Annotated in this window: 20 protein-coding genes; 11 read left to right on the forward strand and 9 right to left on the reverse strand. The window is 56.6% G+C overall.

Features of this window, described 5'->3' with window-relative positions:
• Positions 1-32 precede the first annotated feature (32 nt).
• The 5 genes from DSM3645_RS27470 to DSM3645_RS01120 all read left to right on the forward strand — a co-directional run bounded on the left by DSM3645_RS27470 (position 33) and on the right by DSM3645_RS01120 (position 4,349).
• Positions 33-446, forward strand: a complete 414-nt coding sequence (locus DSM3645_RS27470) for a hypothetical protein (protein ID WP_050769274.1) — start codon at positions 33-35, stop codon at positions 444-446.
• Positions 447-866: 420 nt separating this feature from the next.
• Entirely contained in the window at positions 867-1,841 is a 975-nt protein-coding gene (locus tag DSM3645_RS01105; protein ID WP_002650126.1) for a DUF1559 domain-containing protein, read from the forward strand.
• Between the two features lie 102 nt (positions 1,842-1,943).
• Positions 1,944-2,378, forward strand: coding sequence for a hypothetical protein (locus DSM3645_RS01110; protein WP_002650127.1), 435 nt, complete (start codon positions 1,944-1,946; stop codon positions 2,376-2,378).
• A 450-nt stretch (positions 2,379-2,828) separates the two neighbouring features.
• On the forward strand, positions 2,829-3,800 hold the full coding sequence (locus DSM3645_RS01115) for a DUF1559 domain-containing protein (RefSeq protein ID WP_002650129.1): 972 nt from the start codon (positions 2,829-2,831) through the stop codon (positions 3,798-3,800).
• A 114-nt stretch (positions 3,801-3,914) separates the two neighbouring features.
• Positions 3,915-4,349 (forward strand): hypothetical protein, encoded by a 435-nt coding sequence (locus DSM3645_RS01120; RefSeq protein WP_002650130.1) that lies wholly within the window; start codon positions 3,915-3,917, stop codon positions 4,347-4,349.
• A 62-nt stretch (positions 4,350-4,411) separates the two neighbouring features.
• Here the strand turns inward: DSM3645_RS01120 and DSM3645_RS01125 are convergent, their stop codons facing one another.
• The gene (locus DSM3645_RS01125) at positions 4,412-5,092 is read right to left on the reverse strand and encodes a zinc metallopeptidase (protein ID WP_002650131.1); all 681 of its coding nucleotides are present in this window, start codon (positions 5,090-5,092) and stop codon (positions 4,412-4,414) included.
• 270 nt (positions 5,093-5,362) lie between these two features.
• Between DSM3645_RS01125 and DSM3645_RS01130 the strand changes: the two genes are divergently transcribed.
• Complete coding sequence (locus tag DSM3645_RS01130) at positions 5,363-6,535, forward strand: hypothetical protein (protein WP_002650132.1); 1,173 nt, start codon at positions 5,363-5,365, stop codon at positions 6,533-6,535.
• Between the two features lie 10 nt (positions 6,536-6,545).
• Here DSM3645_RS01130 and DSM3645_RS01135 read toward each other — a convergent pair whose 3' ends face one another.
• A complete protein-coding gene (locus DSM3645_RS01135; protein ID WP_002650133.1) occupies positions 6,546-9,758 on the reverse strand; it encodes a PDZ domain-containing protein in 3,213 nt (1,070 codons plus the stop codon).
• A gap of 226 nt (positions 9,759-9,984) precedes the next feature.
• On the opposite strand from DSM3645_RS01135, the gene dprA reads away from it, so the two are divergent.
• A complete protein-coding gene (gene dprA / locus DSM3645_RS01140; RefSeq protein ID WP_116344350.1) occupies positions 9,985-11,115 on the forward strand; it encodes a DNA-processing protein DprA in 1,131 nt (376 codons plus the stop codon).
• A 357-nt stretch (positions 11,116-11,472) separates the two neighbouring features.
• Positions 11,473-12,756, forward strand: coding sequence for a hypothetical protein (locus DSM3645_RS01145; RefSeq protein ID WP_002650135.1), 1,284 nt, complete (start codon positions 11,473-11,475; stop codon positions 12,754-12,756).
• Positions 12,757-12,759: 3 nt separating this feature from the next.
• Here DSM3645_RS01145 and DSM3645_RS01150 read toward each other — a convergent pair whose 3' ends face one another.
• Together DSM3645_RS01150 and DSM3645_RS01155 are read right to left on the reverse strand one after the other, a co-directional pair.
• On the reverse strand, positions 12,760-13,305 hold the full coding sequence (locus tag DSM3645_RS01150) for a hypothetical protein (protein WP_002650136.1): 546 nt from the start codon (positions 13,303-13,305) through the stop codon (positions 12,760-12,762).
• A gap of 121 nt (positions 13,306-13,426) precedes the next feature.
• Complete coding sequence (locus DSM3645_RS01155; RefSeq protein WP_002650137.1) at positions 13,427-14,221, reverse strand: SDR family NAD(P)-dependent oxidoreductase; 795 nt, start codon at positions 14,219-14,221, stop codon at positions 13,427-13,429.
• Between the two features lie 1,191 nt (positions 14,222-15,412).
• Here DSM3645_RS01155 and DSM3645_RS01160 point away from each other — a divergent pair.
• From DSM3645_RS01160 to DSM3645_RS01170, 3 genes are all read left to right on the forward strand, one after another.
• Positions 15,413-16,972: a sigma-70 family RNA polymerase sigma factor gene (locus DSM3645_RS01160; protein WP_002650138.1), complete on the forward strand. Its 1,560-nt coding sequence runs from the start codon at positions 15,413-15,415 to the stop codon at positions 16,970-16,972.
• Positions 16,973-17,054: 82 nt separating this feature from the next.
• Positions 17,055-17,567, forward strand: coding sequence for a hypothetical protein (locus DSM3645_RS31090; RefSeq protein ID WP_002650139.1), 513 nt, complete (start codon positions 17,055-17,057; stop codon positions 17,565-17,567).
• 16 nt (positions 17,568-17,583) lie between these two features.
• Entirely contained in the window at positions 17,584-18,420 is an 837-nt protein-coding gene (locus DSM3645_RS01170; RefSeq protein ID WP_002650140.1) for a class I SAM-dependent methyltransferase, read from the forward strand.
• 53 nt (positions 18,421-18,473) lie between these two features.
• Here DSM3645_RS01170 and DSM3645_RS01175 read toward each other — a convergent pair whose 3' ends face one another.
• The 5 genes from DSM3645_RS01175 to DSM3645_RS30125 form a co-directional block, all read right to left on the reverse strand.
• Positions 18,474-18,818 carry a DUF2149 domain-containing protein gene (locus DSM3645_RS01175; protein ID WP_002650141.1) on the reverse strand — a complete coding sequence of 115 codons (345 nt, stop codon included), beginning with the start codon at positions 18,816-18,818 and terminating at the stop codon, positions 18,474-18,476.
• A complete protein-coding gene (locus DSM3645_RS30580; protein WP_002650142.1) occupies positions 18,811-19,149 on the reverse strand; it encodes a MotA/TolQ/ExbB proton channel family protein in 339 nt (112 codons plus the stop codon). Before DSM3645_RS30580 ends, DSM3645_RS01175 begins: the two co-directional genes overlap by 8 nt.
• 297 nt (positions 19,150-19,446) lie before the next feature.
• Positions 19,447-23,445: a cobaltochelatase subunit CobN gene (locus DSM3645_RS01185; protein WP_002650143.1), complete on the reverse strand. Its 3,999-nt coding sequence runs from the start codon at positions 23,443-23,445 to the stop codon at positions 19,447-19,449.
• Between the two features lie 162 nt (positions 23,446-23,607).
• Positions 23,608-24,543: a DUF1559 domain-containing protein gene (locus DSM3645_RS01190; RefSeq protein WP_002650144.1), complete on the reverse strand. Its 936-nt coding sequence runs from the start codon at positions 24,541-24,543 to the stop codon at positions 23,608-23,610.
• A 65-nt stretch (positions 24,544-24,608) separates the two neighbouring features.
• Positions 24,609-24,899, reverse strand: coding sequence for a hypothetical protein (locus DSM3645_RS30125; protein ID WP_131282084.1), 291 nt, complete (start codon positions 24,897-24,899; stop codon positions 24,609-24,611).
• Positions 24,900-25,762: the final 863 nt, after the last annotated feature.

Consider the following 25,762-nt stretch of genomic DNA (forward strand, 5'->3'; position numbering starts at 1 on the left):
GCCGGAAAGCTGCAGATCGGATGAAAGACTAGATGATGCAGAAATCGTATTCTCTACTAGCCGCAACTTTGTTCGCGAGCCTGCTGTTTAGCGGTTGCCAGCACGAAGAAGTCTCGCGACATCGCATTACCGGCACGGTGACATATCACGGAACGCCAGTCCCCGCTGGCGCGATCTTCTTCGAGCCTGACGCATCGCAGGGGAACTCGGGCGCTCCGTCGTACGCCCAAATCAAGGACGGCAAGTTTGACACCGCCGCAGATGGACTTGGTTTTATCGGCGGCCCGCATCTCGTGACGATCGAAGCGTTCGACGGCAAAGTAACCAATGGCTATGCCCCGCAAGGCGCGCCGCTGACCAAAGGGAAGAACTACCTCAAGAAGTTCGATTTCCCGCAAGGCGATGATGTCGAACTCCATATCGAAATGACCGAGGTCGTGAAGTAGCCGCTGTCGGAGGCGTTTCGCGCTCGATTGCATAACCAAGAAGAAGCCAGGGTCCTGCCAAAGGACCCTTTTTTATTTCGAAATCCCGAAAAAAGATTTCGAAAGCTTTCGCGACGATCACTGCGGCAACAAGCATTTCTGACGCAAAAAAGCACTGTCCAATTGCGTGCTGATCACATTCACTGGCCCTATGGTGGCGCCTAAATCTCTCGATTTTTGTCGGGCGCCCTTGATTCGATCTTGCGTTTTGAGAACAAGCGGCTAGGCGAACGAACGCATACGCGTCACTAACCGCCATTTAGGGCATTTGCGGCAACCGCGGCCTTCATTATTCTGAAAAATGCACGGCTTTTCGCTATATCTGCCGTCGACTTGTCGACCAGTGTTCTCATCATCTTTCGCTCTATCGGGAGTCCTTTTATGTCTCGAATCTCTTCAACTTCTGTATCCCGGCGTGGCTTTACGCTGGTCGAGTTGCTCGTCGTGATCGCAATCATCGGCGTGTTGATCGCTTTGTTACTGCCGGCGGTTCAACAAGCCCGCGAAGCGGCGCGGCGCGCCCAGTGCACCAATAACATGAAGCAACTAACGTTGGCGACCCACATGCATCTGGATACTTATCCAGACTGGTTTCCGTTGGGTGCGATGAATGGCGCCAACAATCCGACCAAAGTGGAGAACGGCAACTCTTACTCTCGAATCACCTGGCACGTTTTGCTCTGGCCCTTCATCGAGCAGACCGCGTTGTATGACAACTACGATCTCAATCAGCCGTTCTACGCGACGCCGAACATCGATCAACTGCGCGTTCCCGTCAACGCTTACTACTGTCCGTCGGATCAGGTCGGCGCCGTTCAAGGCCCCACGGCCGATCCCACCTACTGGCGCGCAATGGGAAACTATGTCGGCAACATGGGCAACACCCACTTGCATCAAAATGGGGCCGATCAGGCGATCTTCAACGGTTCGCCATTCGGCGTTCGACATACCTATCGTATGAGTCAGATAATTGACGGCACTTCCAACACCGCCTGTTTCTCAGAGATCATCATCGCATCGGCCAATGCGGTGAATGACAATCGTGGGGACATTCTCAACGATGAAGGAAGCCCCGGTTTCATGTCGATCTTGACACCCAATTCATCGAGCCCAGACCAATGTCGCCAATGCAAAGCGTCGGCGATGGACGTCAATCACAACGACTACCGCTCGATTCCCTGTACGATCGCCGCCGACAACTCCGAGATGCAAATCGCCGCGCGGAGCCGTCATCCAGGCGGCGTGATCGTCAGCATGTGCGACGGCTCGGTTCGCTTTGTCGGTGAGACGATCTCGCAATCGGTATGGCAAGGCGTGTTATCCGGACGCGGCGGCGAAGTGGTTCAGCTTCCGTAGTCCCTCACCTTGCGTTCGCTGGTCTCGGCGCGGCGCTGACCTTTATGGTTTAGCGTCCCTGGGCCGGCGGTAAACTCCCTTGTCTATTTGCGAGGCAATATCATGCAAATTCCTATTCTTGCGACAACTCTCGTCGCCGCCGTGTCGCTGCTTTCGATCGGATGCAGCAGCGGCACAAAGTCCAACGAAGTGAAAGTTAGCGGCAAAGTGACGATTGACGGACAACCGATCGAAATCGGCTCCGTTTCGTTCGTCTCCGCTGATGGCGCAACCCCAACCGGCGGCGGTAATATCAAAGACGGAACCTACGTCGCATTTGTCGCGCCCGGCGAAAAGAAGGTGCTGGTGCTCGGCAACAAGCTCGTCGGTAAAGAAAAGTTGTACGATACGCCCGACAGTCCGACGCGCGATAAGTACGAAAAGGTGACGCCGCCCGAATACAACGCGTTTGAACTGACGCCGTTGACCGCTTCCATTAGCGGAGCACAGGACGATCTCGACTTTGAGCTTTTGAAGAAGGTAAAAGCGCGACGCTAAACTCGCGTTTGCGACTTTCATTCCAACAACTAGAAGACCGCGGAAGGATGATTCCTGAAGCGGTCTTCTTCCGTTCGAATCGCAGCAATTCGAGCACGCTGGCGAAATTTTTTTCAAAAAAACAACCCACGCGAAACCCTGCTCAATTTGAGCGGCTTTTTTTGCGACCCTCTAACAATGCCTAATCCCACCTAAGCGAATAGGCTGCATGTGGATGTCTTCCATAGGCTGCAATTCGGCGCTATTGGAGCTCGCTGCCGAGCGCTTCAGCGCTCCTATCAAGTGTATTTAACCGCAACCAATTCAATTTTGGATTGACCCTGCTATTCGCCAAAGTTAGTTTGTCACTACCCTCCCCATGCGCAGCAGTTTGCCTCATTCGACTCAAAATGTGCGCTGCTTATTCAATTCTATTTCTTCCTGTTGTCGCATCGTATTTAAGGGAATGTCATGATTCATTTTTTGTTGACGCGTCGTGCTCGACGCGGTTTTACTCTGGTTGAACTGTTGGTCGTGATCGCGATTATCGGCGTCTTGATCGCGCTCTTGCTGCCTGCCGTGCAACAAGCGCGCGAAGCGGCGCGACGGATGCAATGCACCAACAATCTAAAGCAACTAACGCTGGCGACGCACATGCACGCCGATGCGCGCCAAGGGTGGTTGCCGTTGGGCGGGATTGAATGGACCGACAAGCTAGAGGATGGCGGCACGTACGGACGCATCACCTGGATGCAGCAGCTTTGGCCTTATATCGAACAAACGGCGCTGTACGACGGCTACACGCTGAGCGACCCTTTCTATTCCGCCGACAATATTGGCAAATGCCGCGTACCGGTCTCGGCCTATTATTGCCCTTCGGATCAGGTCGGCGCGATGCAAGATCAAACCGACTCGAACTGGCGAGTTTTGGGCAACTATGTCGCCAACATGGGAAACACCCACTTGCATCAACCCGCAGCGGATCAAGCGGTCTATACCGGCGCCCCCTTTGGCATTCACCACATCTATAAGCTGAACCACATCGTCGACGGACTCTCGAATACGGCGCTCTATTCAGAATTGATTATTGCGGCGCCTGGCGGGTTGAGCGATACGCGCGGCGACATTTTGAATGACGACGGCTCACCGGCGTTCATGTCGATTTTGACGCCGAACTCATCGAGCCCCGATCACTGCGCGGCCTGTAAAGATTCGTCCGAGGATTCCAGCAACCCTGACTATCGGACGATTCCGTGCTACGAAGTGGGGACCGGTCCGACCCATAATCAAAGCGTTCAAGTTGCGGCCCGCAGCCGACACCCCGGCGGCGTGATCGTCGCGATGTGCGATGGTTCGGCTCGCTTCGTCTCGGAAACGATTTCCGAAACGATCTGGCAAGCGGCGGTTTCCAGCCGCGGCGGTGAGCCTCAGCAACTTCCGTAAGCTTGCGCGACGGCCATCTACTTCGCCGACCTTTGAACGCGTCGCCGATATCGCTCGTCGGCGCGTTTGCGCGTTCGCAATTCATTCTTCTATCTTTACGTTTGGTGAATTCCTATGATCCATTGGTGCTCGCTCCCATGTTTGGCGCTCTTCTGCGCCACCGTCGTAAGCATCGGCTGCGGCGGAGGTCGAACCACGTTTGAAGTTCCCGTCAGCGGCACGATCACCGTCGCCGGCGAACCGGTCACCAAAGGCGCGATTTCCTTCGTGTCGATCGACGGCGAAACGCCTGCCGGCGGCGGCAGCATCCAAGATGGCGCCTATACGGCGCAGGTCCCGCCGGGCGAGAAGATCGTCGTCATCCACGGCAACAAACTAGTCGGCCAACAAAAAGAGTTTCCCGACCTAGAGCAGAGCGCCATGCAAAACGTCTATCAAAAGGTGACCCCTTCTGAATATGGCTTCAAGCATCTCTCGCCGCTTAAGGTGACGATCGACGAAGCGCAAGAAGGCCTCGACTTCGATCTGCCCAAGGCCAAGAATAAGTAAAACCGCAGCCGAACAATTTCGACTGCGGTCTTTTCAATATCGACTGTTGCTCAGGCCGCTGGTTAATCGCGGCGGCCCATGTAGATCATGATGTAGTACAGCAGCGTCAATACGGCTTGCAGCGTTGCGGCGACGTAGGTCAACGCGGCGGCGTACAGCATGTTGCGGACCACGTGCATGTCTTCTTGCGGCACAATGTTGAGATCGACCAGGACTCGCTTGGCCCGTGCACTAGCGTCAAATTCGACCGGCAAGTTGATCAGCTGAAACACGACGACGCAGCCGAACAGGATGATGCCGCCGAGGATTAAATATTTGAAGTTGAAGATCATGCCGATGATCAGCAAGATCCAACTCGCGCTGCTGCCGAAACTGGCGGTCGGAACGGCCAGATTGCGCAGCACCAGCGGCGCGTAATGCTTGGCGTCTTGAATCGCGTGTCCCGCTTCGTGCGCGGCGATGCCGACCGCGCCCAGCGAACGAGATTGATAAACGTCGGTGCTCAGTCGCAGGACCTTGGCGCCGGGATCATAATGATCCGAGAGCTGGCCAGGGATCTGTTCGACGCGCACATCTTGCAGACCGGCCGAATCGAGGATGTGCCGCGCCGCGGCGGCGCCCGACAACGGCGCCGGCTTTTTCATCGCCGACGCGTAAGTCGACTTCAGCCAGATCTGGGCGATAAACGCCAACAGCAAGGCCGGAGCGATAAACAGAAAGTACATCGGGTTGAAGAAAAACATGGCGTATGGCTCGCCTTTCAATCGTGGATGGAAGTAATGTCAGCCGCCTGGCCTGGGAGGTTGGTGGGACCAGAGGCTATTCGCCGTGGGCTGCTCGGAATTATAGGCTCGCAAAATGGCAGGAACAGCTCCTTTCTTCCGTTATGAGCAAGTCACGTTCCACAATCGTCAAATTGCCTAAATTACGCATTCGCTAGTTTCTCTCAACCGCGCATGCTATAACGAAACGTCGGGGTTTTCGTTCAGACCTTCTACGATTGAGTCGCTTCTATGCCTTCGGTCCGATATTCCGGATTTTGCCTGATTTTGGTTTTGGCGCTTCTTTTGGCGGGTACTAGCTGTCGCCCGTCACTGGCTCCGCCTGCCGGACAACCGCTGCCGACTGCGGCGGCCGACATTGACATGGATAAGCTGCGCGATCGAATCGACGCGGTTCTCGACTACACCCTGTCGCAGCGAAAACTGAATACCAAGGACCACGCCGCTTGGCAAATTTTGCATGGGGCGCTCGCCTACCAAGATGTCTATCCGGTCGAGCACGAAGGAAAATTCGTTTCGGCCGTCGACCATCTTTTACAGGGAGGCAAAATGACCGGCTGGACGATGGAGCGCGGTTCGCCGCTCCCATTCGTTGGCGCCGATGGACAAAAGCGCGTCGGGCTGCGAGCCCTGTTAGAGCAAGGCTCGAAAACAGGACAAGGACACAACGACCAATGGCTCGCGATTTTGTCACAGTGCGACCTTGCGCCGGAGACGCCGATACTGTTTGACGGCCACGAATACACGATGTCCGATTTCATTGGTCAGGTGCAGCTCGACTTGTCGCGCAATTTTGATCGTGAATACAGTTGGACGTTGATCGCACTGACCGCCTACTTGCCGACCACGGCGTCATGGGTCGACTCGACCGGCAAAACTTGGAGCATTCCCGCTCTGGTTCAATCCGAAGTCGACCAAGGTTTCGGCAGCGGCGCCTGCGGTGGTACGCATCGCCTGATCGGTCTCTCGATGGCGCTCAATCGCCATACGGCGCAAAACGGCGAGATGACGCCGGAGTGGGTCGCCGCCGATGAGCGGATTCAGGAAGCGATCACCAAAGCGCGGGACTACCAAAATCCGAACGGTTCGCTCAGCAGCAACTACTTTGGTCGCCCGGGAAGTTCGCCCGATTTGGCTGAAGATATCGGCACCACGGGACACACGCTGGAGTTTCTCTCGCTCTCTTTGACCGAGGATCAACTGCGAGAACCATGGGTCGCCCGAGCGGCGCAGCACATGTGCAAGGTCTTCGAGCAAACCGAAGGAGCGCCGCTAGAATGCGGAGCCCTTTATCACGCGGCTCACGGCTTGGTCCTTTATCGACAACGCGCTTTTGGACCGCGTGAGTACAAGTTCGATTTAACCTCCGATGATAGCGACGAAGCGGAAGTCGCCGCCCAGTAAGCCGAATCGACTAATCCCGTCGCCCCATTCGCAAGCGTTTTGTGCTGCGGTCGGCGACGCGGCGATACTCGACCTCGACGTCATCGCCGGGATTGAGCGACGCGACGGCGGCCAACACGTCGCCGCGACTACGCACGTCGCGGCCGTTCACTTTGGTGAGCAGATCGCCGACGCGAAAACCGATCTCGGCCGCTGGTCCGCCGGCTCGCACGTCCGTCACTTCAACTCCCTTGTCGGCCTGCCGGATGGTCATCCCCAACTGAGGACCGGCGCCGATTAGCCAGTCGCCGAAGACCTCGTTCCGTTTCAATCGCTCCATCTGCTTCCGAACCGGATAGGGATTGACGATCACCGGCGATCCGCCGTTCAGCATTGCGACGCACAGCCCGCCCAGCCGCTGTTCGATCTCAATCGCTCCTTGCCCGACCGTAAACGGAAAGCTGGGAGGCGTGGTCCAAATCGCGCCAAAGAAGTCTCCTTCTTTGCGTACGACTTCGGCCGCCGGCTTTTGTTGTGCGTCAACGCCGACCGCCAGCAAGATCTGCTGACGCTCGTAGTTTTCGCGATGGGTCACATCAATCCAGGGCCAACGATCCTCCTGCGGCGGTTTGTCCGTGATCTGCAGCAGTCCCAGATCATGCTCACGATCGACGCCAAACGTTTTGCCCGCATACGTTCGCCCATCAGCGGTGGTGATTTTGACGTCGCGTTGAGGGGGAAAGACTTGATGCCCCGGCGCGATCACCCACCCTTCGCGCTCGTGGATGATAAAGCCGCGTCCCTGTTGATTGTCGCCGTAGTCGATGGTGACCGACGCCGCGAGCGCCTGCGGCAAGTTTTGCTCACGGCGATCGCTCCAGTTCTCCCAGTTGTTGCGTTCGGGACTCGGCGCGACGATCAGCTCATAGTCTGAATGCCGGCGCCCCAGATAGAAGTGGTCAAACAAGCAAGGTCCGCCGTCGACGACGCGCAGTGCGATCCCGGTGACCTGGATCTCCCCAAAATTGGCGAACGGATCGGCGAAACCGATCTTCCACTCTTCCTTCAGTTCGCTCCCCTCCAACACGACGTAGCCAGGTTCTTTTTTCGCGCCTTTACCCAAACGATAAATGGCCGGCGTTTCGTCGTCTCCCTCATGCAACAGACGGATCTCGATCTGTCCGCCCCCTTCTTTGCGATAGGCGAAACGGAGAAACCGCAATTCGCCCAGCGCTGATCGCTCGGTGATCACCAGCGGCGGATCGAACTTGGCCACTTCGACAAATTCGCCGGGCGCGATCCGCAGCGCCGGAGCGCCGATCATGCTGGGAGAATCAACCAGTTCGACGTCCGCTTTTTCGCCGGAGAGCGTTTTCATCTCGGCGACTTCCTCGGCAGTTGGATCCTCCAGCAAGGCGATCAACGTCATACGTTCGGGACCGACGGCGATTTCGCGCCAATCGATCGGCATGCGAGCGTCGCAGGGAAACTGACGAATGACCACTTCAACCGGCCCGCTTCGTCCGCCGAGCGCCACGTATCGCGGCGTTTGACCCGACTCATGTCGCTGGCTCTCGGGCAGTTCGCCGGTAAACGCGCTGGCGCCATCGAGCAACACTTCCAAGCGGGGCGCATCGCCAAATTTCCCCCAACGATCGGTCGTGATCGTCAGCCAGCGATCGTCCGCAGACAGCTCCAGCGTGCGTCGCAGTTCGAACGGCTTGTTGATCGCAAGCGCCGCTAAGCGCCACTCGATCGGCTCGCGATCGACATCCCGACGCAAGTTGACGATCCGAATCTCCCCTTCCGGCTGCGGCGCAACAGCCCAACCGTCCCAGGCCGTGATTTGCTGAATCGCCCGCAGCCGCACTTCCTTTTCCAGCAAATCGCGATCAAGCTGAAATTGCGGCTCTAGCCAATTGGTCAAGTCGCGAATATCAAACGGATCGGCGCCGTCAGGGCGTTTCTCGTGCGCGGGATCGACTTCCATGTGGAGCTGTTTCGCCTGCTTATCAGCCGACCAGGTGAGCTTGCCGCTGTCGATCACCTCTTTCGAGCCGACAATCAATGGGCTCTCAAACAGCTGTTCGTCATCCAAAAAGATGCGTGCCTGCACGCAGCCGCCGTCGCGCGCCGCATAGTCTAAGCCGATTCGCGTTTGAAAACCGCGGACCAGCGGCGACAGCGGCACGCTGATTTTGCTGGCCGCCAAAACGCCCAGTCCCCAGCCAAACAGTTCGTCGCCGGTGCGGAGCGGGCCGCCGACGACGCTGCGATTGTTGCGCGCCGGCCACCCATTTTCGGAGAAGTACGCGCCGCTGCGATCTTCGCTGTGGGCGAAACGGACCAGCGGCGGACGATCGGGGGCAAAGGTGCGGCGCAAATAGCTGCGCGCGTTGGGAATCCACAGCACATCTAGCGACCATGCCGGTTGCATTGCGTGGACCCAGCGATCGCCTTGGTTGTTGTCTCCTTGCGAGTCGGCGTCGAACCGCTGGAGCGACGTGGTCGCCACCAGACCGTCGATCGATTCCCATTGCAACAACCGTGAAGTGCGCTGCTCGCTGAAACCGTCCGGCAGCAGCATGCCGAGTTCGTCGAGATAAACGTCCCAGCTGTCTGACTCCGGCAGGTGGAGTTCGGCCAGCTCGTCAAAGCGAGCGACTCGGCGTCCGTTGGCCAACAGCAGATGAGCGTCGCCGTCGACCAGTCGAATCGCGCGAAAACGGACCTTGCGGCCATCGCGATAGTAGATCGTCGACGGCTCGTACCGATCGACGGGACTTCCCCGTTTCCAGACGATCTTTTTGACGAAGCGATCGAGCACGCGAACCGAATAATCAATCCGCTCGTCACCGGGGCGGCGAATATCGATCGTCGGCTGCACTTCAAAGTGAGACGGCACGACCGTACCTTGAACGGCGCTGGTCGGAACATAGCGCGTTACATCGCCGGGCAAACGATCGCCGCTCACCAGTTCGATATAGGCGCTAGGCGTTTCGCTGGGCTGCAGTGAGCGATCCAGCAACCACCGCATCGAATTGTCGCCGTCGATCAGATTTCGACCAGCAAGTTGCGGCAGCGCGTTGTTTGAGTACCAGTTGCGGATTTGATCGTCGGCCAACCGGTCCCCATTCTCCATCTGGGCCAGATAGCGCTTCGCAGGCTCATCGGCGGCCGACAGAAAACTTGCCCCTGCGAGAGCCAATAGAACCGAGAACGTGAAACGAATCAAAAACGTCATAAGCGCGATTGGGCTCGAGGGGATCAGGGAAGGGGAGAAGCGAGTTCTCTGGATGCCGCAGCACCAGTTTATCAATATCGTATGAGCGCTGCCCGCAATTGGTTACGACGCGCTTGGCCGAGAAAACGGCGTTTTGCCCTGTCACGCCGAAATTCTGGCGTCGCTGGGCCGCCCCCGCTACAATGGCCGTCGAAAATCCCCCAACCGGACGGAGCAAGTCGCGCCGATGAGTCTTCTCCCAGACCAGTTTGAAGATCCCGCATTTCGCGCCAAGTTGCGGCTGGCGCTCGTCTCGGGCGTGGGGCCGCGCACTTCTCAGGTGCTGCTGGAGCGATTCGGCACGCATGCAGGGGTGCTCGCCGCGACGCGCAGCGAACTAGAACGGGTCTCCGGCGTCGGGCCCAAGCTCAGCCAAAAAATCACCACGGCCGGCGAGATCGACATCGATCGCGAGATCTCGCTATGCGTCGATTTTGACGTCGACATCATGGCGCTAGAGGACGCTCGCTATCCTCACTTGCTGACCGAGATCCCCGACCCGCCGAGCATCTTGTTTTTGCGCGGCGACATTTCTCCGGCGGATGCGATGTCGGTCGCGATCGTCGGAACGCGACACGCATCAAGCTATGGTCTGGCGCAAGCCGAGCGGTTTGGCTACGAGTTGGCGAAAGCCGGCTTTACCGTGGTCAGCGGACTCGCGCGCGGCATTGACGCCGCCGCCCACCGCGGAGCGCTGCGCGCCGGCGGGCGCACGATCGCGTTTCTCGCCAGCGGTCTACGGAGCATCTACCCACCGGAACATGAAACCTTGGCGGACGAAGTCGCCGAGCAAGGCGCGCTGCTGAGCGAATCGCCGCCGCTGGCCAAACCGCTGAGCGGCGCCTTTCCGCAGCGCAATCGTTTGATCACCGGCATGAGTCTCGGCGTGATCGTGGTCGAAGCGGCGACGCGCAGCGGCGCACTTATCTCGGCCCGCTGCGCCATGGAGCAAGGGCGCGAGGTCTTCGCCATCCCGGGGCGCATCGACAACGCGAATGCTCGCGGTTGCCATCGGTTGCTCAAAGATGGCGCCAAGCTCGTGGAATCGATCGATGACGTGCTAGAAGAGCTGGGCCCCCTGACGCGACCGGCGAAAACCGAAGATGGCAAAACGATTCATGCTCCGATCGAGCTGCAACTGAACGAAATGGAGACCGCGATCATGCAAGCGCTGGCCGACGGTCAGCCGACCGATATGGACTCGGTGGTCAGTCGCAGCGGTCTGCCGATCCAAAATGTCCTATCCACGATCTGCGTCCTCGAGATGCGGCGGCTTGTCCGGCGACTGAGCGGAGTCAGCGTCCAGCGGGCCGTCTGATCGGCTCGACTGTGACTCTGGCGGCGGTAAATCGAGCGGCTGGGGCGAGTCGCTGATCGTGATGAGAAAGATGTACTGTTCGGGGTGTTTTTTGCTCATGCCCCCCAATGTAGCCCTCGGGGGCGCCAACTAGCTGTCACTCGCAACCCAACTCTTCGGCAGGAATGCGAATTTCTACCGCTGGCAAGCGGCGGGCGCCCCAGCGATGCCCCGGGTTTTAACGACTATGCCGATCACGCAAGTTCGATTTGAACGGGCCGCGGCTCGCTGGCAGTTCGCCACACGTTTGCTGCAGCGAGCAACCGATGAAAGAAGTGATATTTCCCACTTTTGATTTGCCCCTGACTTGCTCCCGCTATGAACGACTCCGCCGCGATCCAAGAGGACTTCGCGACCTTCGTCGCTTGGTCGCTTGCTCAATTAGGCGTTGTCGTCGTCGATCAGGGGGATGGATTCTTTTTGGCCAGCGCGACCAATCCCCAGGCCGAATGGCCGCCGGCCGAGTTTCGTTTTCGGATCGGCTTGCCGGGAGAAGAAGCCGATCATGGCGCGGTTGTCATCAGTCCCGCCGGTTCGCTCTGGCAAGACATTCTCCGCCGACTCGAACTGTTAGAACCGGCCCCGCAATCGGCCCCCTGCGACGAACCCGCTGGCGTTCCCGCCTTGGCCGAAGCGCTATTCGCTCCGTACGTGATCGAAGAGGGAAAGTGTCAATTGGGCGGCTGTCGTCTCGAAGAACGCCCACTCCTGCGCATCACGACGATTCCTGCCGATGGGTCGCCGGTGAGACACCAATTTTTTTGGCGCACCGGAGAGGAGCTAAGCAACCACGAAGTGGTCGCTTTCGGGCTGAAACATTTGACGCCGCACTTGGCTTACACGCGTGACGCTCGGGCAAGCGTGCAGATCTTGCTCGAGCAATCGCACGATCGCGTCCAAGAGGCGCAGGGGGGCGATCGGAAACTGGCGTCGATCGTCTGGTGCAAATACGCAATCGGCAAGATCGACATCTTCATCGGAGATGCAACGACCAGCTTGCCGTTTGAGGGCTGGGCGCGGCACTACGTCTCGGGAGACATTTCGCCTCCTCGGTTCCATTGCGATGCGACCGAGCGTATCGGCTATCATCTGGCCGCCACCGACAACGGGGTGATCGCTCCGGTCGAGTCAATCGCAACTTGCGAACTGACCGGGCGGCGCGTGCTCGAGTCCGAACTCGAAACTTCGGTCGTCAGCGGAAAACGGGGCTGCAACGATCAATTCGCGACTTGTCCGGCCAGCGGCGATCGATTGCTGACGACCGAGTTGCAAAGCTGCACCAGTTGCGGACAACAAGTTTCGCCGCGTGCGCTGCGCGGCGGCGTCTGCCGCGTTTGTCGCAACTTGCGATCGATCAGCAAAGACGATCCGACCATGGCCCGCATCTTGGACGTTTATCCCGGACTGGATCAGTGGAGGAACTGGCGCTTGGGAGAATCGCAGGATGCGTATGTACTGCGCGGCGGCGGTTGGTGGAACGAGATCCGCCTGACGTTGGATCTGGCCTCACTGCAACCGCGTCGAGCGCAAGAACGGACGAAAGTCGTCGGTCGCTGGCGTCCGCTGCCCGACGTCGAATGGCGACGTCTGTTCGAGAAGTAACCGTTATCCGCGCTTACGTTTGCCGCCCAACACGGCGGCGCCGGCGACGATGGCCATACCGACCAAGCCAACGCCAAAGCAGGCCAGCGCAAAGTTGATTCGATTGCTGCGAATGAGATTGATCACTTCATTGCGCGTGCGGAAGTCGCGGATCTTTTCAAGGTAGCCCTGCTCGGAGAATTCTCCCCACATCTGGACCAACTGTTCCGCCGGCAACTTCTGAAATTCGGACGCGACCTGTTCCTCGGGAAACGGCTCGACGATGGCCGCTTCCGGCAATCTCATCATGATGTAGCCGCCCATGCCAAAACCTAACAGCATCACGACAAACCCGACGGCGAAGAGGAGTCCTGCGGCGCGGTTCCATTCGCCGGCGCCGGCCAAAGGACGGCTCCTCGAATCGGCTTCGTACAGTGGTAACGACCGTAGTTCGCGGAGCGGCGGTACTTCGACCGTCCGGCCGCTCGGGGTTTGAATCAGTTCCCCGGCTTGGGTCGAGTTGACGACAACTTGCTCACCTTCATCGGTCGTAAGCAGATATTTCAGCATAGATACGGACAGGCTAGCGATTAGATGGAATCAAAGGCGATGCGTGCAAACTACTATCTTAAATCGAAAACTACGGCCGTGCGTCGCTCAAACGGCGGGATTCCCGTTTTTCGCTGATTCTTTACCCCGGCGCCGCAGAACCGCGATTTCCCCACCAGGGGAGACTGATCCCGCCGTCGATCAACAATGTGGCCCCGGTCATGTAACTATTGGCCGGATCGCACAGATAGGCGATCGCTTCACCCATCTCTTCCGGCGTACCCAGTCTGCCGAGCGGAATTTTGGAGCCGCCGGTTTCTAACGTCTCTTCCGACGCAAATTTTCGCTCGCCGGGAGTATCGGTCCAACCGGGCTGACAAATGTTCACCCGAATGCCGAACTCGGCGACTTCGATCGCAGCTGTTTTGGCCATGTGATCGACCGCCGCTTTGGACATGTTATAAGCCATCGCTCGGGGAGCTGGAATGAATGCGTGGGGCGAGCTGACAAAGGTGATCGCTCCCCCGTTTCCCTGCTTAAGCATTTGCTCAGTCGCCGCATGCAGCAGATGAAAAGCGCCCCACATGGTGACATCGATCGTCCGGCGAAACCCGTCGAGGTCGGCCTCGAAATACCGCTGCCGATCGCTATAGGCGGCGTTGCTGACGGCCACATCGAGACTGCCGAACCGCGCGACGGTCTGTTCCACCATCTGCTGCACCGATTCGAGATCCGAAACATCCCCCTGGATGGCGATCGCCTGGCCGCCGAGTTGCTCAATTGTCTCGACGACTTCGGCCGCTTTTTCTGGCTGAGAGCGATAATTGACGGCGATGCGGGCGCCGCGTTTGGCGAGTGCGATCGCGGCGGCGCGGCCGATTCCGATACTGGCTCCCGTAACAAGAGCCGCTTTTCCAGCAAGATTGAGCGAGTTCATCCGTAGCAACTCCCGAATGTCGAGAAAAAAAGAAGGGGGCGTTTATGCTATCGAGCTCGATTGCGGCAAACAACTAGCGGGACGTAACGGGGCAGATGGCGCGAAATATCAACCGTAATGTTGCCGATTGTCGCCTGGATGAGAATCCGCTACGCCTAGGAAACCTGGGTAATTTTCGCGGAAGTAAAATTCGCGACCTGCCGCAACAGGAATTCCAAACTAAACTCTAGACCGAGCGGTCCCCCTAGTTAAAATTTAGAGACTGCGAAATTGAACAGAAGAAGTAGGCCAGCGCAAACCAGTTCCCATTTCGCTCCCTTAGCGACATCTTACCGCTGCGGCGATGGATTGAGGAAGACGCTCAAATCCGAAGATGGAATACCAAGGGTCGTTAAATAGGTAAGCGGAGGGAATTGCTGATTCGCTTTCGGTTCACTGCAGTTTATTGCGTCTTCCTAAGTCGTCGCATTCGGTCCAAATTGGCAGCAGAATTGTCTTTCGTTGTCAATCACCCCATAATTAGGTGGACAATGCGCGTTCGACGCAAGGAAAACTCATGGAAACCGAACAATACGTTTGATTAGAATAGACGGCATAACCGATTCCTTAGTATCCGCGTTGCGTATTGGGGATGTCAGTGAAGCAGAAAACAGCGGAACAAGCTTGTCGTTCAAGCGGGTTTTTGAACAAAACCAATGAATGGCAAGTTTGGGATGATTAGGCAAAGTCTGATTGGGCATTTGCGAAGTTGAACAAGCAGTTCAAGTTCTCATGTCAAATTGGATCGGCAGGATGCCGTCGCAAGACTCAAGAGTTGGCGGACGTAGCACGTAGGAAAAATACGGCGTCTTGGGGAAGCGGCGTGGTTACGGCAAATGGATCGAGGTCGTAACGCGTTTATGTCTAATCTCTTACCAAATGTCCACGGACGGCGATGCGTTACTAGTTCGGTGGTAGACTTGCTTGGTTTGATGCCAAGCCGCCGCGAAACTCAACGAGAGAAGCACTGAGATAAATTGATCCTTTTCGCCGCCTCATCAGTAGGTGGATCGCAACATCCGCACGCAACGCCTTGTCGCGTTACCTCGGCGTCGGAAGCGATCAAATTGGGTGGAATGACGATTGATGCTTTTTGGACGCTTCCTCGACTAAGAAAATCCCAACTCACGTTTTGGCGAGTGAAGGAGTGCAATGTTGTACGACGCCCTGATTGATGATTTTGAAGACGATGACGCACGCGTTCGCAGCCCCCGAGATTTTGACGCTTCGGTCGAAGTGTTAGATGGGGATAGCGACGACACCCCTTTGGTCGATGTCGATTCTGACAATGACAACAGCGTCGATGATTCGTCCGACGAATTTCTCGGCGATGACGGCGAGACTTGGTCGGATGACCCGGTTCGCATGTACCTGACGCAGATGGGCGAAATTCCGCTGTTGACCCGTCAGGAAGAAATCTTTCTGGCTCGCAAGATCGAGCTGACTCGCGCCAAGTTCCGCGGCATGCTGCTGGAATGCGATTACGTCATTCAAGACGCGATCAAAGTCTTGCGTCGCGTTCAGGATGGCGAACTGCCGTTCGATCGCACCGTGCAGGTCTCGGTGACCGATCGCTTGGAGAAAGAGCAGATCCTCGGCCGTTTGCCCCACAATCTGAAAACGCTCGATACGCTGCTGAAACGCAACTATCGCGATTACCGGATCGCCACCAGCAAATCGCGGAGCGAAAGCCAACGCGCCGAAGCTTGGGTTCGTCTCGGTCGTCGTCGTCGTCGCTCGGTCAAGCTGGTCGAAGAACTCGGTTTGCGTACGCAACGCATCGAATCGAAGATCGGTACGCTCGAAGACTTCTCGAAGCGGATTGATGAGCTGAAGGTTCGCATCGACGAGCACAAGAAGGCGAAAGGGCACGAGTCGGAACGAGCCGACTGGATCGCCGAGTATCGCAACATCCTGGTCGCTACCCAGGAAACGCCGACCAGCCTGCGTCGTCGCGTCAACCAATTGAAGGTGATCTACTCCGAATACCAGCAAGCCAAACGCGAGCTGTCGGAAGGCAACCTGCGCCTGGTCGTCTCGATCGCCAAGAAGTATCGCAACCGCGGCCTCAGCTTCCTGGACCTGATCCAAGAAGGCAACGCCGGTCTGATGCGAGCCGTCGACAAGTTTGAATACCGTCGCGGTTTCAAGTTCTGCACGTACGCGACTTGGTGGATTCGTCAGGCGATCACTCGCGCCGTGGCCGACCAAAGCCGCACGATTCGGATTCCTGTCCACATGGTCGAAACGATGTCGCGCGTTCGCAACGTCGCTCGCCAACTGCTGCAGGAAAAGGGACGCGAACCTACTTTGGAAGAAACGGCCCGTCGCGCCGGCACGACCGTCGAAGAGGCGCGTCGCGTGTTGGCCATGAGCCGCTATCCGATCTCGTTGGATCGTCCGGTCGGCAACAGCGAAGATAGCCAGTTTGGCGATTTGCTGCCCGATGGCGAAGCCGAAAGCCCGGCGATCGGCGCCGCTCAAGAGATGCTGCGGACGCGCATCAGCCGCGTGCTGAAGACCCTCAGCTATCGTGAACGGGAGATCATCAAGCTCCGTTACGGTCTCGGCGATGGTTACAGCTATACGCTGGAAGAAGTGGGACACATTTTCAAAGTGACCCGCGAACGTATCCGCCAGATCGAAGCGAAAGCGGTTCGTAAACTGCAGCAACCAAGCCGCAGCCAAGAGCTGGTCGGTTTCCTCGACTAAGCTTTCCCGCTTAGCGCGAAATAACAATCGATAAGCCGACGGCCGCTTCTGGCGACGTCGGCTTTTTTTATGGAATGTGCGTATGTCGATCGGCGAGTCCCCCAATCCATTCCGCTCGCCGGATGACAGCGGCTCATCCGAAGCCGACCCAGCGACTCCGCCGTCGGTCGCACTCGTTTATCTCTTCTCTGCGCTGCTCACGCTCTTTCAGCTCTGCGTCGCCGTCGCCCTGGCCGTCAACGCGCACGATCGCACCCAGGTCGTCATGCTCTTTCCTTATCTGCCGCTGATTTTGGCGGTGGGACTGTGGTTTGGCGGCCGCGCCGTCTGGGCGTCGGCTCGTTACTACCTGGCCTTCGCCACCGTCTCGTCGGCACTCTTCTTTTTAGGCTCTCTGGCGATGGGTCACATTTGGCCCGCCGCCTATGCCGGGGTTAACACGCTGCTCTGCGCTTTGCTCTATTGGGAGCTTGGCCGATCGGCCGCGCGGGCTTATTTTGGTTTCATCTGTCCACGCTGCGGCGCTGATCGCCCGCGTGGTCTCGACATTCTGCAAATCGAAGTCCGCTGCCGTCAGTGCGACTTTCGTTGGTAACGCAAGGAAATCCCCTTTGTCGAATGACGAAGCGCCCCATGACTCGTCTTCCAGTGCGCTCGACCACAATCGAGCCGCTTGGGATCGCAAAGTAAAACAGCGCGATCGCTTTGCGCGACCCGCGAATGATGAAGACTTTCGCGATCCGCTAGCGCTGGTCGATCGCTGGGGTTGGCTCGGCGGCAGCGTCGTCGGTCAGCGCATCCTGTGTCTGGGCGCCGGCGGTGGTCGACAAGGTCCGCTGTACGCCGCCGCAGGCGCCGTAGTAACGGTGGTCGACATCAGCCCCGCTCAGCTCGAGCTCGATCGTCAGGTCGCCGCCGAGCGGCGATTGGCGCTAACGACCGTCGAAGCGTCGATGGACGACCTCTCGATGCTCGGCACGGCCGACTTCGACGTGATCATCCATCCGGTCAGCACTTGCTACGTCCCCGACCTCCGTCCGGTTTATGCCGAAATAGCGCGGCTGCTAGGTAACGGCGGGCTCTACATCAGCCAACACAAAACGCCGACCAGTCTGCAAACCGACATTCGCCGCAGCCCCGGCGGCTATGAATTGATCGAGCCCTACTATCGCCGCGGCCCGCTCCCGCCGGTCGCCGGCAGTCGCCATCGCGAAGAAGGGACGCTCGAGTACCTGCATCGCTGGGAAGATCTGATCGGTCTCTTGTGCCGCACCGGGTTCGTGATCGAAGACCTGATCGAACCGCTGCACGCCAAAGAAGAAGCCGAAGCCGATTCCTTCGCCGACCGCTGTCGCTATGTTGCTCCGTACGTGCGGATCAAAGCTCGCCGCGTGGGACAAACGGCCCAGCAAGAGAGCCGCGGCTCGCTCTGGTTGCCGGGCAGCTAGTCGACTGTGAACCGCCCAGTATTCGGGTGGGTCCGAAAGGGACCTCAAAGAATCTAGCGATCCGGCACACAGATAACTTCGCCCGAAGGGAGCCGGTAGGCCGCGCCAAGCCGTTCTCCTTCTCCGCCGAGCATCTGATCCGAAATTTCAAAACGCTCTAGCTTCGCATCCTGATTTTCAATCGAATCCATCTTCGAATTGCTGGTCTGGCTAGCACTGTTGGCGCCGCTGGTCGACGCTGCAAACGGCAACCTTGCGATAACCGCTAAAAGCATCGCCACGGCGAAGACCATTGCCACGTCAAACAAGTTGGCGACTCCATCCAGGGGATCTTCTTCGCCCCCGGTCAACAACTTGCGATGTCGGCCAACTCGCCGACCGCCCAATTTCTTAGACATAGGCGGGATCCTGTTCGCTTTCTCGCGTTTGCGTCAGGCACTGAAATACGAACTCGGCGTTTGCAATATCCTGGGCGTACACTTGCCGACGAATCGCGCCGATTGCGAAGAAAACTCCGCCTGCGAACAATCCCAACACCGTCGTACTAAACGCCACGACCAAATTTTGCGCCAGCGATTCGAGGTCGCCGTGCGAAATTCCCAGCAGCGCGGGGCCCAACGGAATCAGCGTGCCCGCCAATCCCAACATAGGTGAAATGCGGGCGAACAAGTTTAGCCGCGAGATTCGGCTCGCCGCTTCGAGTTCGATATCAGTGAGGCCTTTTTCCAAAGTCAGAGAACTTCCCGCTGAAGCTTCGATGCATCGTGCGAAAATGCGTAGCAGTCCCGTATAGTCGCCGGAGCTGAGAAAATTCCTACCTGTTAAGGCTGGATCCTCCGTGAGAGATTCTGTTTGCAGCTTTTGGAAATTACGCCAAGATCTGACATTGGCTCGGCGCTCACCCAGCTCGCGAAGCAGGCCCCCGATTTCTAACAACGCCGTCCCTCCGAGCACAAGCAATCCAATAATCACCGGATACAATAGGGCGCTCGATGCGAGATATAGTATGCTTGTGATTACGTCCATTTACTCTCTCGGCGCCCCCCGGCGAATCATATAGCCCGCGCCTAACAGAATCAGACAGACGAGCGGCGTCAGAACGGCTAACCAAGGAAAAGGAGCGTCATTGGGAGTGTCGACAACTTCTTCGGCTTGCGGCTCCAGCTTAGCCCCTTCCACTTGTTCGGACGGCTTATCCGCCTGAGCGACTTCGGTTGGCCGTGGTGAAGCCATCGAAGAAGAAGCGGCGTCATCGGCTTCAGCGATCACCGTCGACTCGGTGATGCGACTTTCATAAGCGGCCAATAACTCAGCCATTGGCTGCGAGGCGCCTGGCTGAAGCAACAGTCGCACGAAATCTTCCAGCTTGTGATTTCCGCCTCCACGCAAGCCGCCTCCCTCGCCATGCAATGCAACCGACTCAGCGTAAGCTTGCGCGATTTCTCGTTTCGTGGCGTCGTCTGGATTCCAATATCCTTTTCGAATGGTTTCCAGCAGCACTTCGGTCATATCCTGAAAAGCGAATGGATTTTCCGCCTCAAACCATTCGCGAATTGCTAAATTTTTGGTGTCACGCATGTAGACGTTGACAATTTCCTCCCAATTCTCGTCCGAGACGCTGCCGGGACGCATGATGGTCCATCCCATTGCATTTGAGACATGGACCGAAACTTGATCGGCGCCGGCATAACCTTCTTTCATCATCCCTTCAATCCATTTGCGATTGAAGAGACGAACGCGGAAATCGCGCCGCAGCGCGTCTTCCGCCGAAATCATGCGGGCCTGATCTGGATCACGCACATCGGTCAAGATGAACTGCGGCTCTTTACCCGTCAAGTGTTTGACGGCTAGACACAAACTACCCCCGTGATACCAAACATATTTGTTGGAAAGCGGGCTCCGAGTCCGATCGGACCAACTGCGCATGACGATCTCGGTCCCCTGGATCTGTCGGTTGTAAACCTCCGGAGCAGTTTCGCCCCACATCTCGTCGGTATAGACATGCCGTGCATGTGAAAGATAGGTTTCCATCAATTCTTCGCGGCTATCCCATTCGCCAGAGCGCTCAACAAGATAGTAGTAGCCCGCGCTTCCCATTTGTCCTTGCGGATATCCGAAAATGCGCGCCTTCGAGAGCACCTCGGCTCGCTGAGGGGTCTCTCCCTTCGCCTGCAACTCCTCGGCCACGCGCAGGCTGTTTGCATGGAGAAAATTGCTTGCTTCTTTCAGCTCTGCGACCATCCGAATCGCTTTGTCGATCAAACGTAACCGGGTCGGCAACATATCACGATAATAGCTTTGACTCGCGATAAACACGTCAATCCGCGGGCGCCCCAGTTCGGCAGCCGGGATCAATTCGACATCGACGACTAAGTTTTGCGCATCCCAGACCGGACGGACGCCGATCAAGTACATGATTTGCGATTCCATGACGCCATAGTCTTGAAACGTCGCAAAAGAATTTAGCGTGAAACCAATCTTCTCGGGATAACGTCCCGTCTGATCTCGTTGTTGCTGCAAGAAGTCGTCGATCAATTGCTTGCCCAACTCCCAAGAGGGACGAGTCGGCACTTCTTCCGGATTCATCACGTACATATTTCGCCCGGTTGGCAAGACAGCCGAGTTACGATCAGGACTAGCGCCAGGTCCCGGTGGAATATATTTTCCGTCGAGCGCGTTCACGAGTTGATCAAGTTCCATCGTCGTCTGAGCAAAACCGTCACGCAGACGAAGCGCCAACTCAAATTGTTCCGTCAATTCATCGCTTAATTCGTCGTTTGGAACACCGCCGCCAACAGCGAGCGTCGCGTCGAGCGGAGAGAAATCTTGCTCGACAATTAGCTTCAATATTTCTTCTCCTCTGGCGCGAAGGTACTTTTTTCGATCACCATCGGTCAGCGCTTCGCCCGGCGGAACTTCGATCACTTCGCCCAGGGTTTCAAGAAAGCGACTGCGCAAGCATGTCGCCAGCCAGGGAATCAACAAGTCATTCGTCGGGGGCTCTCCAAAGACGTGCAGACTGATCGGCGTCGTTTCCGTATGAATCTCATGCAAATAGGCAAGCAGCTTTTGAATTTGTTCGGGCGCCAACAGTTTTCCATCTGCGGGACTCTGCTGCAAATCCTGGTCTAGGTGAAGCGCCAAGTATTGCCGAGTCACTGCTTCTCGAAATTTCTCTTTCAGGGCGCCTTCTTCGAGAGTGATCCATTTGTCGATGTCGTTATGCAAGTTCAACATCTCGTCCGACAACTCGGCGGCGACCGACGGAGGGACAAGATGATCAATTAGCAATGCATACGCGCGACGCCTTACAGGTGAAGACTCCCCGAGATTGTTGATAATCCAAGGATTAATGTTCGGCGTATCGCCCATTGCGATATCGGGCCAATCATGCCCCGACAGGCCCGTCGGCTTACCGGGAAGCAAAAACTCCGTTCCATGCGTACCGAAATGGATCATTGCGTCGGCGCCAAATTCTTTCTCGAGCCAAAAATAAGTCGCTAGATAGTTGTGCGGCGGCGGAACGCGAACGTCGTGGATCAGCGAAGTATCGTGGGCTTCGCCGCGCAGCGGCTGCGGGAGGAGAATTACATTTCCCAGATCGATCCGAGGAATCACAATATACTTTTGATCTCCATTCTCCCAAACGAGAAAACGGCCCGGCGCTGGCCCCCATTTCTCCACGATCTGTTGTTGAAGATCCGCCGGCACTCGTTCTTCTAACCACGTCTGATATTGCTCCAACGGAACCAGCACGGCGTTTCCACTACGAGCGAGACGATCTAAAACGCCGGGCGCCCAAATGCCGATTTGACGACCGCGATCTTGCATCAAAGCGATCAACTCATCCTCATTCGCCGGAACGCGGTTTAGCCGATATCCCTCGTCACGCAATCGATGTAAGATTCTGACCATGCTCCGCGGCGCATTCATAAACATGCCGGTGGCGCTGCCGCGCATCAATTCCGCTTTCCCCATTTCCCGATCGTAATAGATGATCGCGACTTTCTTATCCTTCTCGGACTGAACCCCTAATTTCGCCCAGGCAATTGCTCTGGCCGCCAAATGACGAACTCGGTCAGGGATGGGTAAAAACGCTTCATGACCGCCGCCGCCGTACTCCGTGCCAGCGGCGACCTGAGGTTCGATCGCGCCAAGGACCTCTTGCCCAACGATATGAAACGCCATTTCGCTAGAAGAAAGGCCCTCCAGCGAAACTTGCCAATCCGCAATCGGTTGCTGGCGCATAAAGATCGAATGCAAGTGGGGAACTCCGATCTCCTTGCGCCAATCCACCGCTTCGCGGCTATGGCAGGTATGAATAAACGCATTCGGTTTAAACTCGCGAACATTCCGTTCGTAGTCTTTCCCAAAGTCCACCATTGCAACCGCAATTCCGCCTTGGAGCTCTAGCTCGCGAATGATCGCGGCGACGACGGCCGGTTGTTGGAACGCCAGATGAGTCCCATGAACGGCAACAATAAATCTCGGCAAGTTTTCAACGTCGCGTCCGCTTTCTCGAGCCCAACGAAGATACTCGCCGGTATTGGAAAACATTCCATCATGGTCCGGATGATAAAGCCCGGCCATCGTATCGGCTTCCTCCGGTGCGATCACCGCCCCGGATTTGCCGAGATAAGTCGTCGAGATATAGATCAGCATTCGCCGCAGATTCTCTGGAGTCGATCCATAATAGCGACTGAGATCGGGGTCACTCTCCACCATTCCCGACTTGGCGAGTTCGGGAAGATCCTTCTCGGCAATTCCCGATAACGAAAAGACGCGAAGTTGTGGATTTACCTCCTTGGCAGCTTTTAACAACCGCTGGTACTGAGCGCGGTTTTCATCACGCGTATGCTGAAGGAAGATGACGTCATACTCGCCAAAATCAACTTCTTCAGCGGCGATCGCTTCGTCGGTGACATAGTCGCACGTCAGTCCAAGCGGCGCCGCAAACGGTTGCATCGCCTCAAAGACGCCTCCGTGCAGGCCCACGAACGCTAACCGCTTTTGAGTTACTTCCATCTCTCCCTCTTGAGCATAAGCCGCAGAGGATGACATTTGCCAAGCTATCGCTGAAACGATGCAGATCACGATCCGCGCAGTAATCACTACCGAGTTTTTCACTTGCTGAACGCTCTGGGAACGAAAGTTCGATTGGACTAAGCGAGCATATTCAACGGGAACTTAATTGCTGATAATATCCCCGGCGGCTCTTGTGCCCATCGCCTGGTAGGCTGTCGAATCGGTCGTGTCGGCGATGAAGCGGACCGAACCATCTGCAAACGTCAGATTGGCCCCGCCGGGATGTGCGCTGCGAGCAGAGAAATCGTTACAGCCGTTGTTGGGACCCTTGCAGTCAAAACGCTTGTCATTAGGAGAACGAATCGTCGCGAACATGTTGAACTCCGGCGGACCGCCCAACCATAGTGTGGCGCGATCCGATTTGATCGGCGCAGTCGCTTGGCAACCGTCAATATCGTTGGCGTCAGTCACATTTCGTTCAAAGATATAATTATCGCGGAGACTGCCGGCATCGTTATCACCCTTGAGCGTTTCACCAACTGCGATCGTGTTCGATGTGCCGTCCGTTGTATCTCGCAGTCCAAAAAACGTATTGTGCCCGAACAAGCCGGTGCATTCGCGTTCGCGACATTCGCACGTAATGCCTTGGTTTCCTAAATAGTTGGTTGGCGCCCATTCGTCCGAATTTCGACCAACCGGATCGCTAGGGCAAATATAGCTCGCGACGTCAATTCCGCCGGCAGCCTGGAAAGCGGTATTCACATTCGCATTCGTGTCGAGATCGATCAAGGAATAGTCGACCAATTGATAAATATTGTTTTGCTCAACAAAGGGGAGCAGAAAAACAAGAAAGCCGAATTGATGGCGATAGGATGGGCCATCTGTGCCCGATTCATAATGCGCAGGCGGAAATGCGCCATGGGTGTCGTGATAAGTATGCAGCGCGATGCCAATTTGCTTCAAGTTATTCGTGCATGACATCCGCCGAGCCGCCTCCCGCGCTTGCTGCACGGCCGGCAACAAAAGCCCAATGAGAACGCCGATGATCGCAATCACCACCAATAGTTCGACCAACGTAAATCCGTAGTTCTTTCGCATTTCTCGCTTGCCCTTCTCAACAGTCTCGTTAGATATCGTCAAACATATGCGCCGCGATGCGTCTACTATCGCCGTCCCGCCGTAGCTCTCACTTTCGCTGCGCACTTCTCATCACACACGATGAAGCCATTGCCGTGGTAAGTAATCAATTGATTCTCGGCGACGTTTTCGATACGTCTCCCGCAGGCCTCGCAGGTTCCCGCTCGATTCAACGGGGTTGTCACTTGAGGAACAGGATAAGGTGAACTGCTTCCATCGCAGCCCACATGACCGAGTAATGCACCACAAGCCATGATGAGAAAAACATTCGCCGAAAATTTATCCAAACGCATCACGATCTGACCGTCCTCGTTCATGCTACGGAGTCACACTCGGATGAGTCGCCTCCACGATTTGACTTTCCTGTTCTTCAAGAAGGAGTTTACCTAGCACATTCTGGGCCATTGGATACTTCGACTTAAACCACCGAATCTACCGGGGCTGTTACTCAGACGACCGATCGCAAATGTCGCCGCTATCGACACGACTGTTGAATAAACCGACGCCTGCAGCTTTCACTTCGCAAGCAGCAAGGATCTTGAGAGACTGAAATCGCGAAACTCGCTCACGTACCGGAGCGCCGATTAGGTTGTTTCAGGGATTTACATCCAACGAAGTCATTAGTGGGTTCAGGACGTAGAGCGGCACATGGTGAACTCCATTGCACGCCACTTTATGCCTTTCAACATCCTTGATACTTCGTTACAATCTATTGCGACTTTTTTACAACAATTGCAGCGATTCCGCATTTACAACCTCTGGCAGCTTCCTCGATAGGGAGAGTGATTGGGGGTCTGCCGGAAACGCGGGATTTGGAATAACGGGCGCAACAGAATGCTTGTACGCTAATGGAATAGACGACGTCCGTTTGGCTGCTATCCGGTTTGGTGGTGAAGAGAAAAGTGTTCTGCGATTGTCCAGTCCACGGGTATGCTGAGGGGGGATCCCGGCTTCAAAAAAAAATGCGTGCGGTCCAGTCCACTCCAATTTCCTGTTGTCTGGTCCGGCAACAGAGGTTCGCCCATATTCGCAACCGGGTAGATTGGGCAAAGTTCCGAACAAACGCGGCGCTCGGGAATTCCATTTTTCGAATGCCCGTTTGTCCGGCGCACAACAGGGGGGGCAGGGGTCGAAGTGTCGGATGAAGGTACGCCCAGAAAAAATGCGCGGAGTCCAGTCC

Origin of the sequence: Blastopirellula marina DSM 3645 (genome assembly GCF_000153105.1) — a bacterium.
Lineage (GTDB): Bacteria > Planctomycetota > Planctomycetia > Pirellulales > Pirellulaceae > Blastopirellula > Blastopirellula marina.

What these genes read in the sequence shown, in the direction of transcription:
- DSM3645_RS27470 (WP_050769274.1), top strand. Translation starts at nt 33, where the DNA reads ATGATGCAGAAATCGTATTCTCTACTAGCCGCAACTTTGTTCGCGAGC.
- DSM3645_RS01105 (WP_002650126.1), top strand. Translation starts at nt 867, where the DNA reads ATGTCTCGAATCTCTTCAACTTCTGTATCCCGGCGTGGCTTTACGCTG.
- DSM3645_RS01110 (WP_002650127.1), top strand. Translation starts at nt 1,944, where the DNA reads ATGCAAATTCCTATTCTTGCGACAACTCTCGTCGCCGCCGTGTCGCTG.
- DSM3645_RS01115 (WP_002650129.1), top strand. Translation starts at nt 2,829, where the DNA reads ATGATTCATTTTTTGTTGACGCGTCGTGCTCGACGCGGTTTTACTCTG.
- DSM3645_RS01120 (WP_002650130.1), top strand. Translation starts at nt 3,915, where the DNA reads ATGATCCATTGGTGCTCGCTCCCATGTTTGGCGCTCTTCTGCGCCACC.
- DSM3645_RS01125 (WP_002650131.1), bottom strand. Translation starts at nt 5,092, where the DNA reads ATGTTTTTCTTCAACCCGATGTACTTTCTGTTTATCGCTCCGGCCTTG.
- DSM3645_RS01130 (WP_002650132.1), top strand. Translation starts at nt 5,363, where the DNA reads ATGCCTTCGGTCCGATATTCCGGATTTTGCCTGATTTTGGTTTTGGCG.
- DSM3645_RS01135 (WP_002650133.1), bottom strand. Translation starts at nt 9,758, where the DNA reads ATGACGTTTTTGATTCGTTTCACGTTCTCGGTTCTATTGGCTCTCGCA.
- dprA (WP_116344350.1), top strand. Translation starts at nt 9,985, where the DNA reads ATGAGTCTTCTCCCAGACCAGTTTGAAGATCCCGCATTTCGCGCCAAG.
- DSM3645_RS01145 (WP_002650135.1), top strand. Translation starts at nt 11,473, where the DNA reads ATGAACGACTCCGCCGCGATCCAAGAGGACTTCGCGACCTTCGTCGCT.
- DSM3645_RS01150 (WP_002650136.1), bottom strand. Translation starts at nt 13,305, where the DNA reads ATGCTGAAATATCTGCTTACGACCGATGAAGGTGAGCAAGTTGTCGTC.
- DSM3645_RS01155 (WP_002650137.1), bottom strand. Translation starts at nt 14,221, where the DNA reads ATGAACTCGCTCAATCTTGCTGGAAAAGCGGCTCTTGTTACGGGAGCC.
- DSM3645_RS01160 (WP_002650138.1), top strand. Translation starts at nt 15,413, where the DNA reads ATGTTGTACGACGCCCTGATTGATGATTTTGAAGACGATGACGCACGC.
- DSM3645_RS31090 (WP_002650139.1), top strand. Translation starts at nt 17,055, where the DNA reads ATGTCGATCGGCGAGTCCCCCAATCCATTCCGCTCGCCGGATGACAGC.
- DSM3645_RS01175 (WP_002650141.1), bottom strand. Translation starts at nt 18,818, where the DNA reads ATGTCTAAGAAATTGGGCGGTCGGCGAGTTGGCCGACATCGCAAGTTG.
- DSM3645_RS01185 (WP_002650143.1), bottom strand. Translation starts at nt 23,445, where the DNA reads ATGGAAGTAACTCAAAAGCGGTTAGCGTTCGTGGGCCTGCACGGAGGC.
- DSM3645_RS01190 (WP_002650144.1), bottom strand. Translation starts at nt 24,543, where the DNA reads ATGCGAAAGAACTACGGATTTACGTTGGTCGAACTATTGGTGGTGATT.
- DSM3645_RS30125 (WP_131282084.1), bottom strand. Translation starts at nt 24,899, where the DNA reads ATGAACGAGGACGGTCAGATCGTGATGCGTTTGGATAAATTTTCGGCG.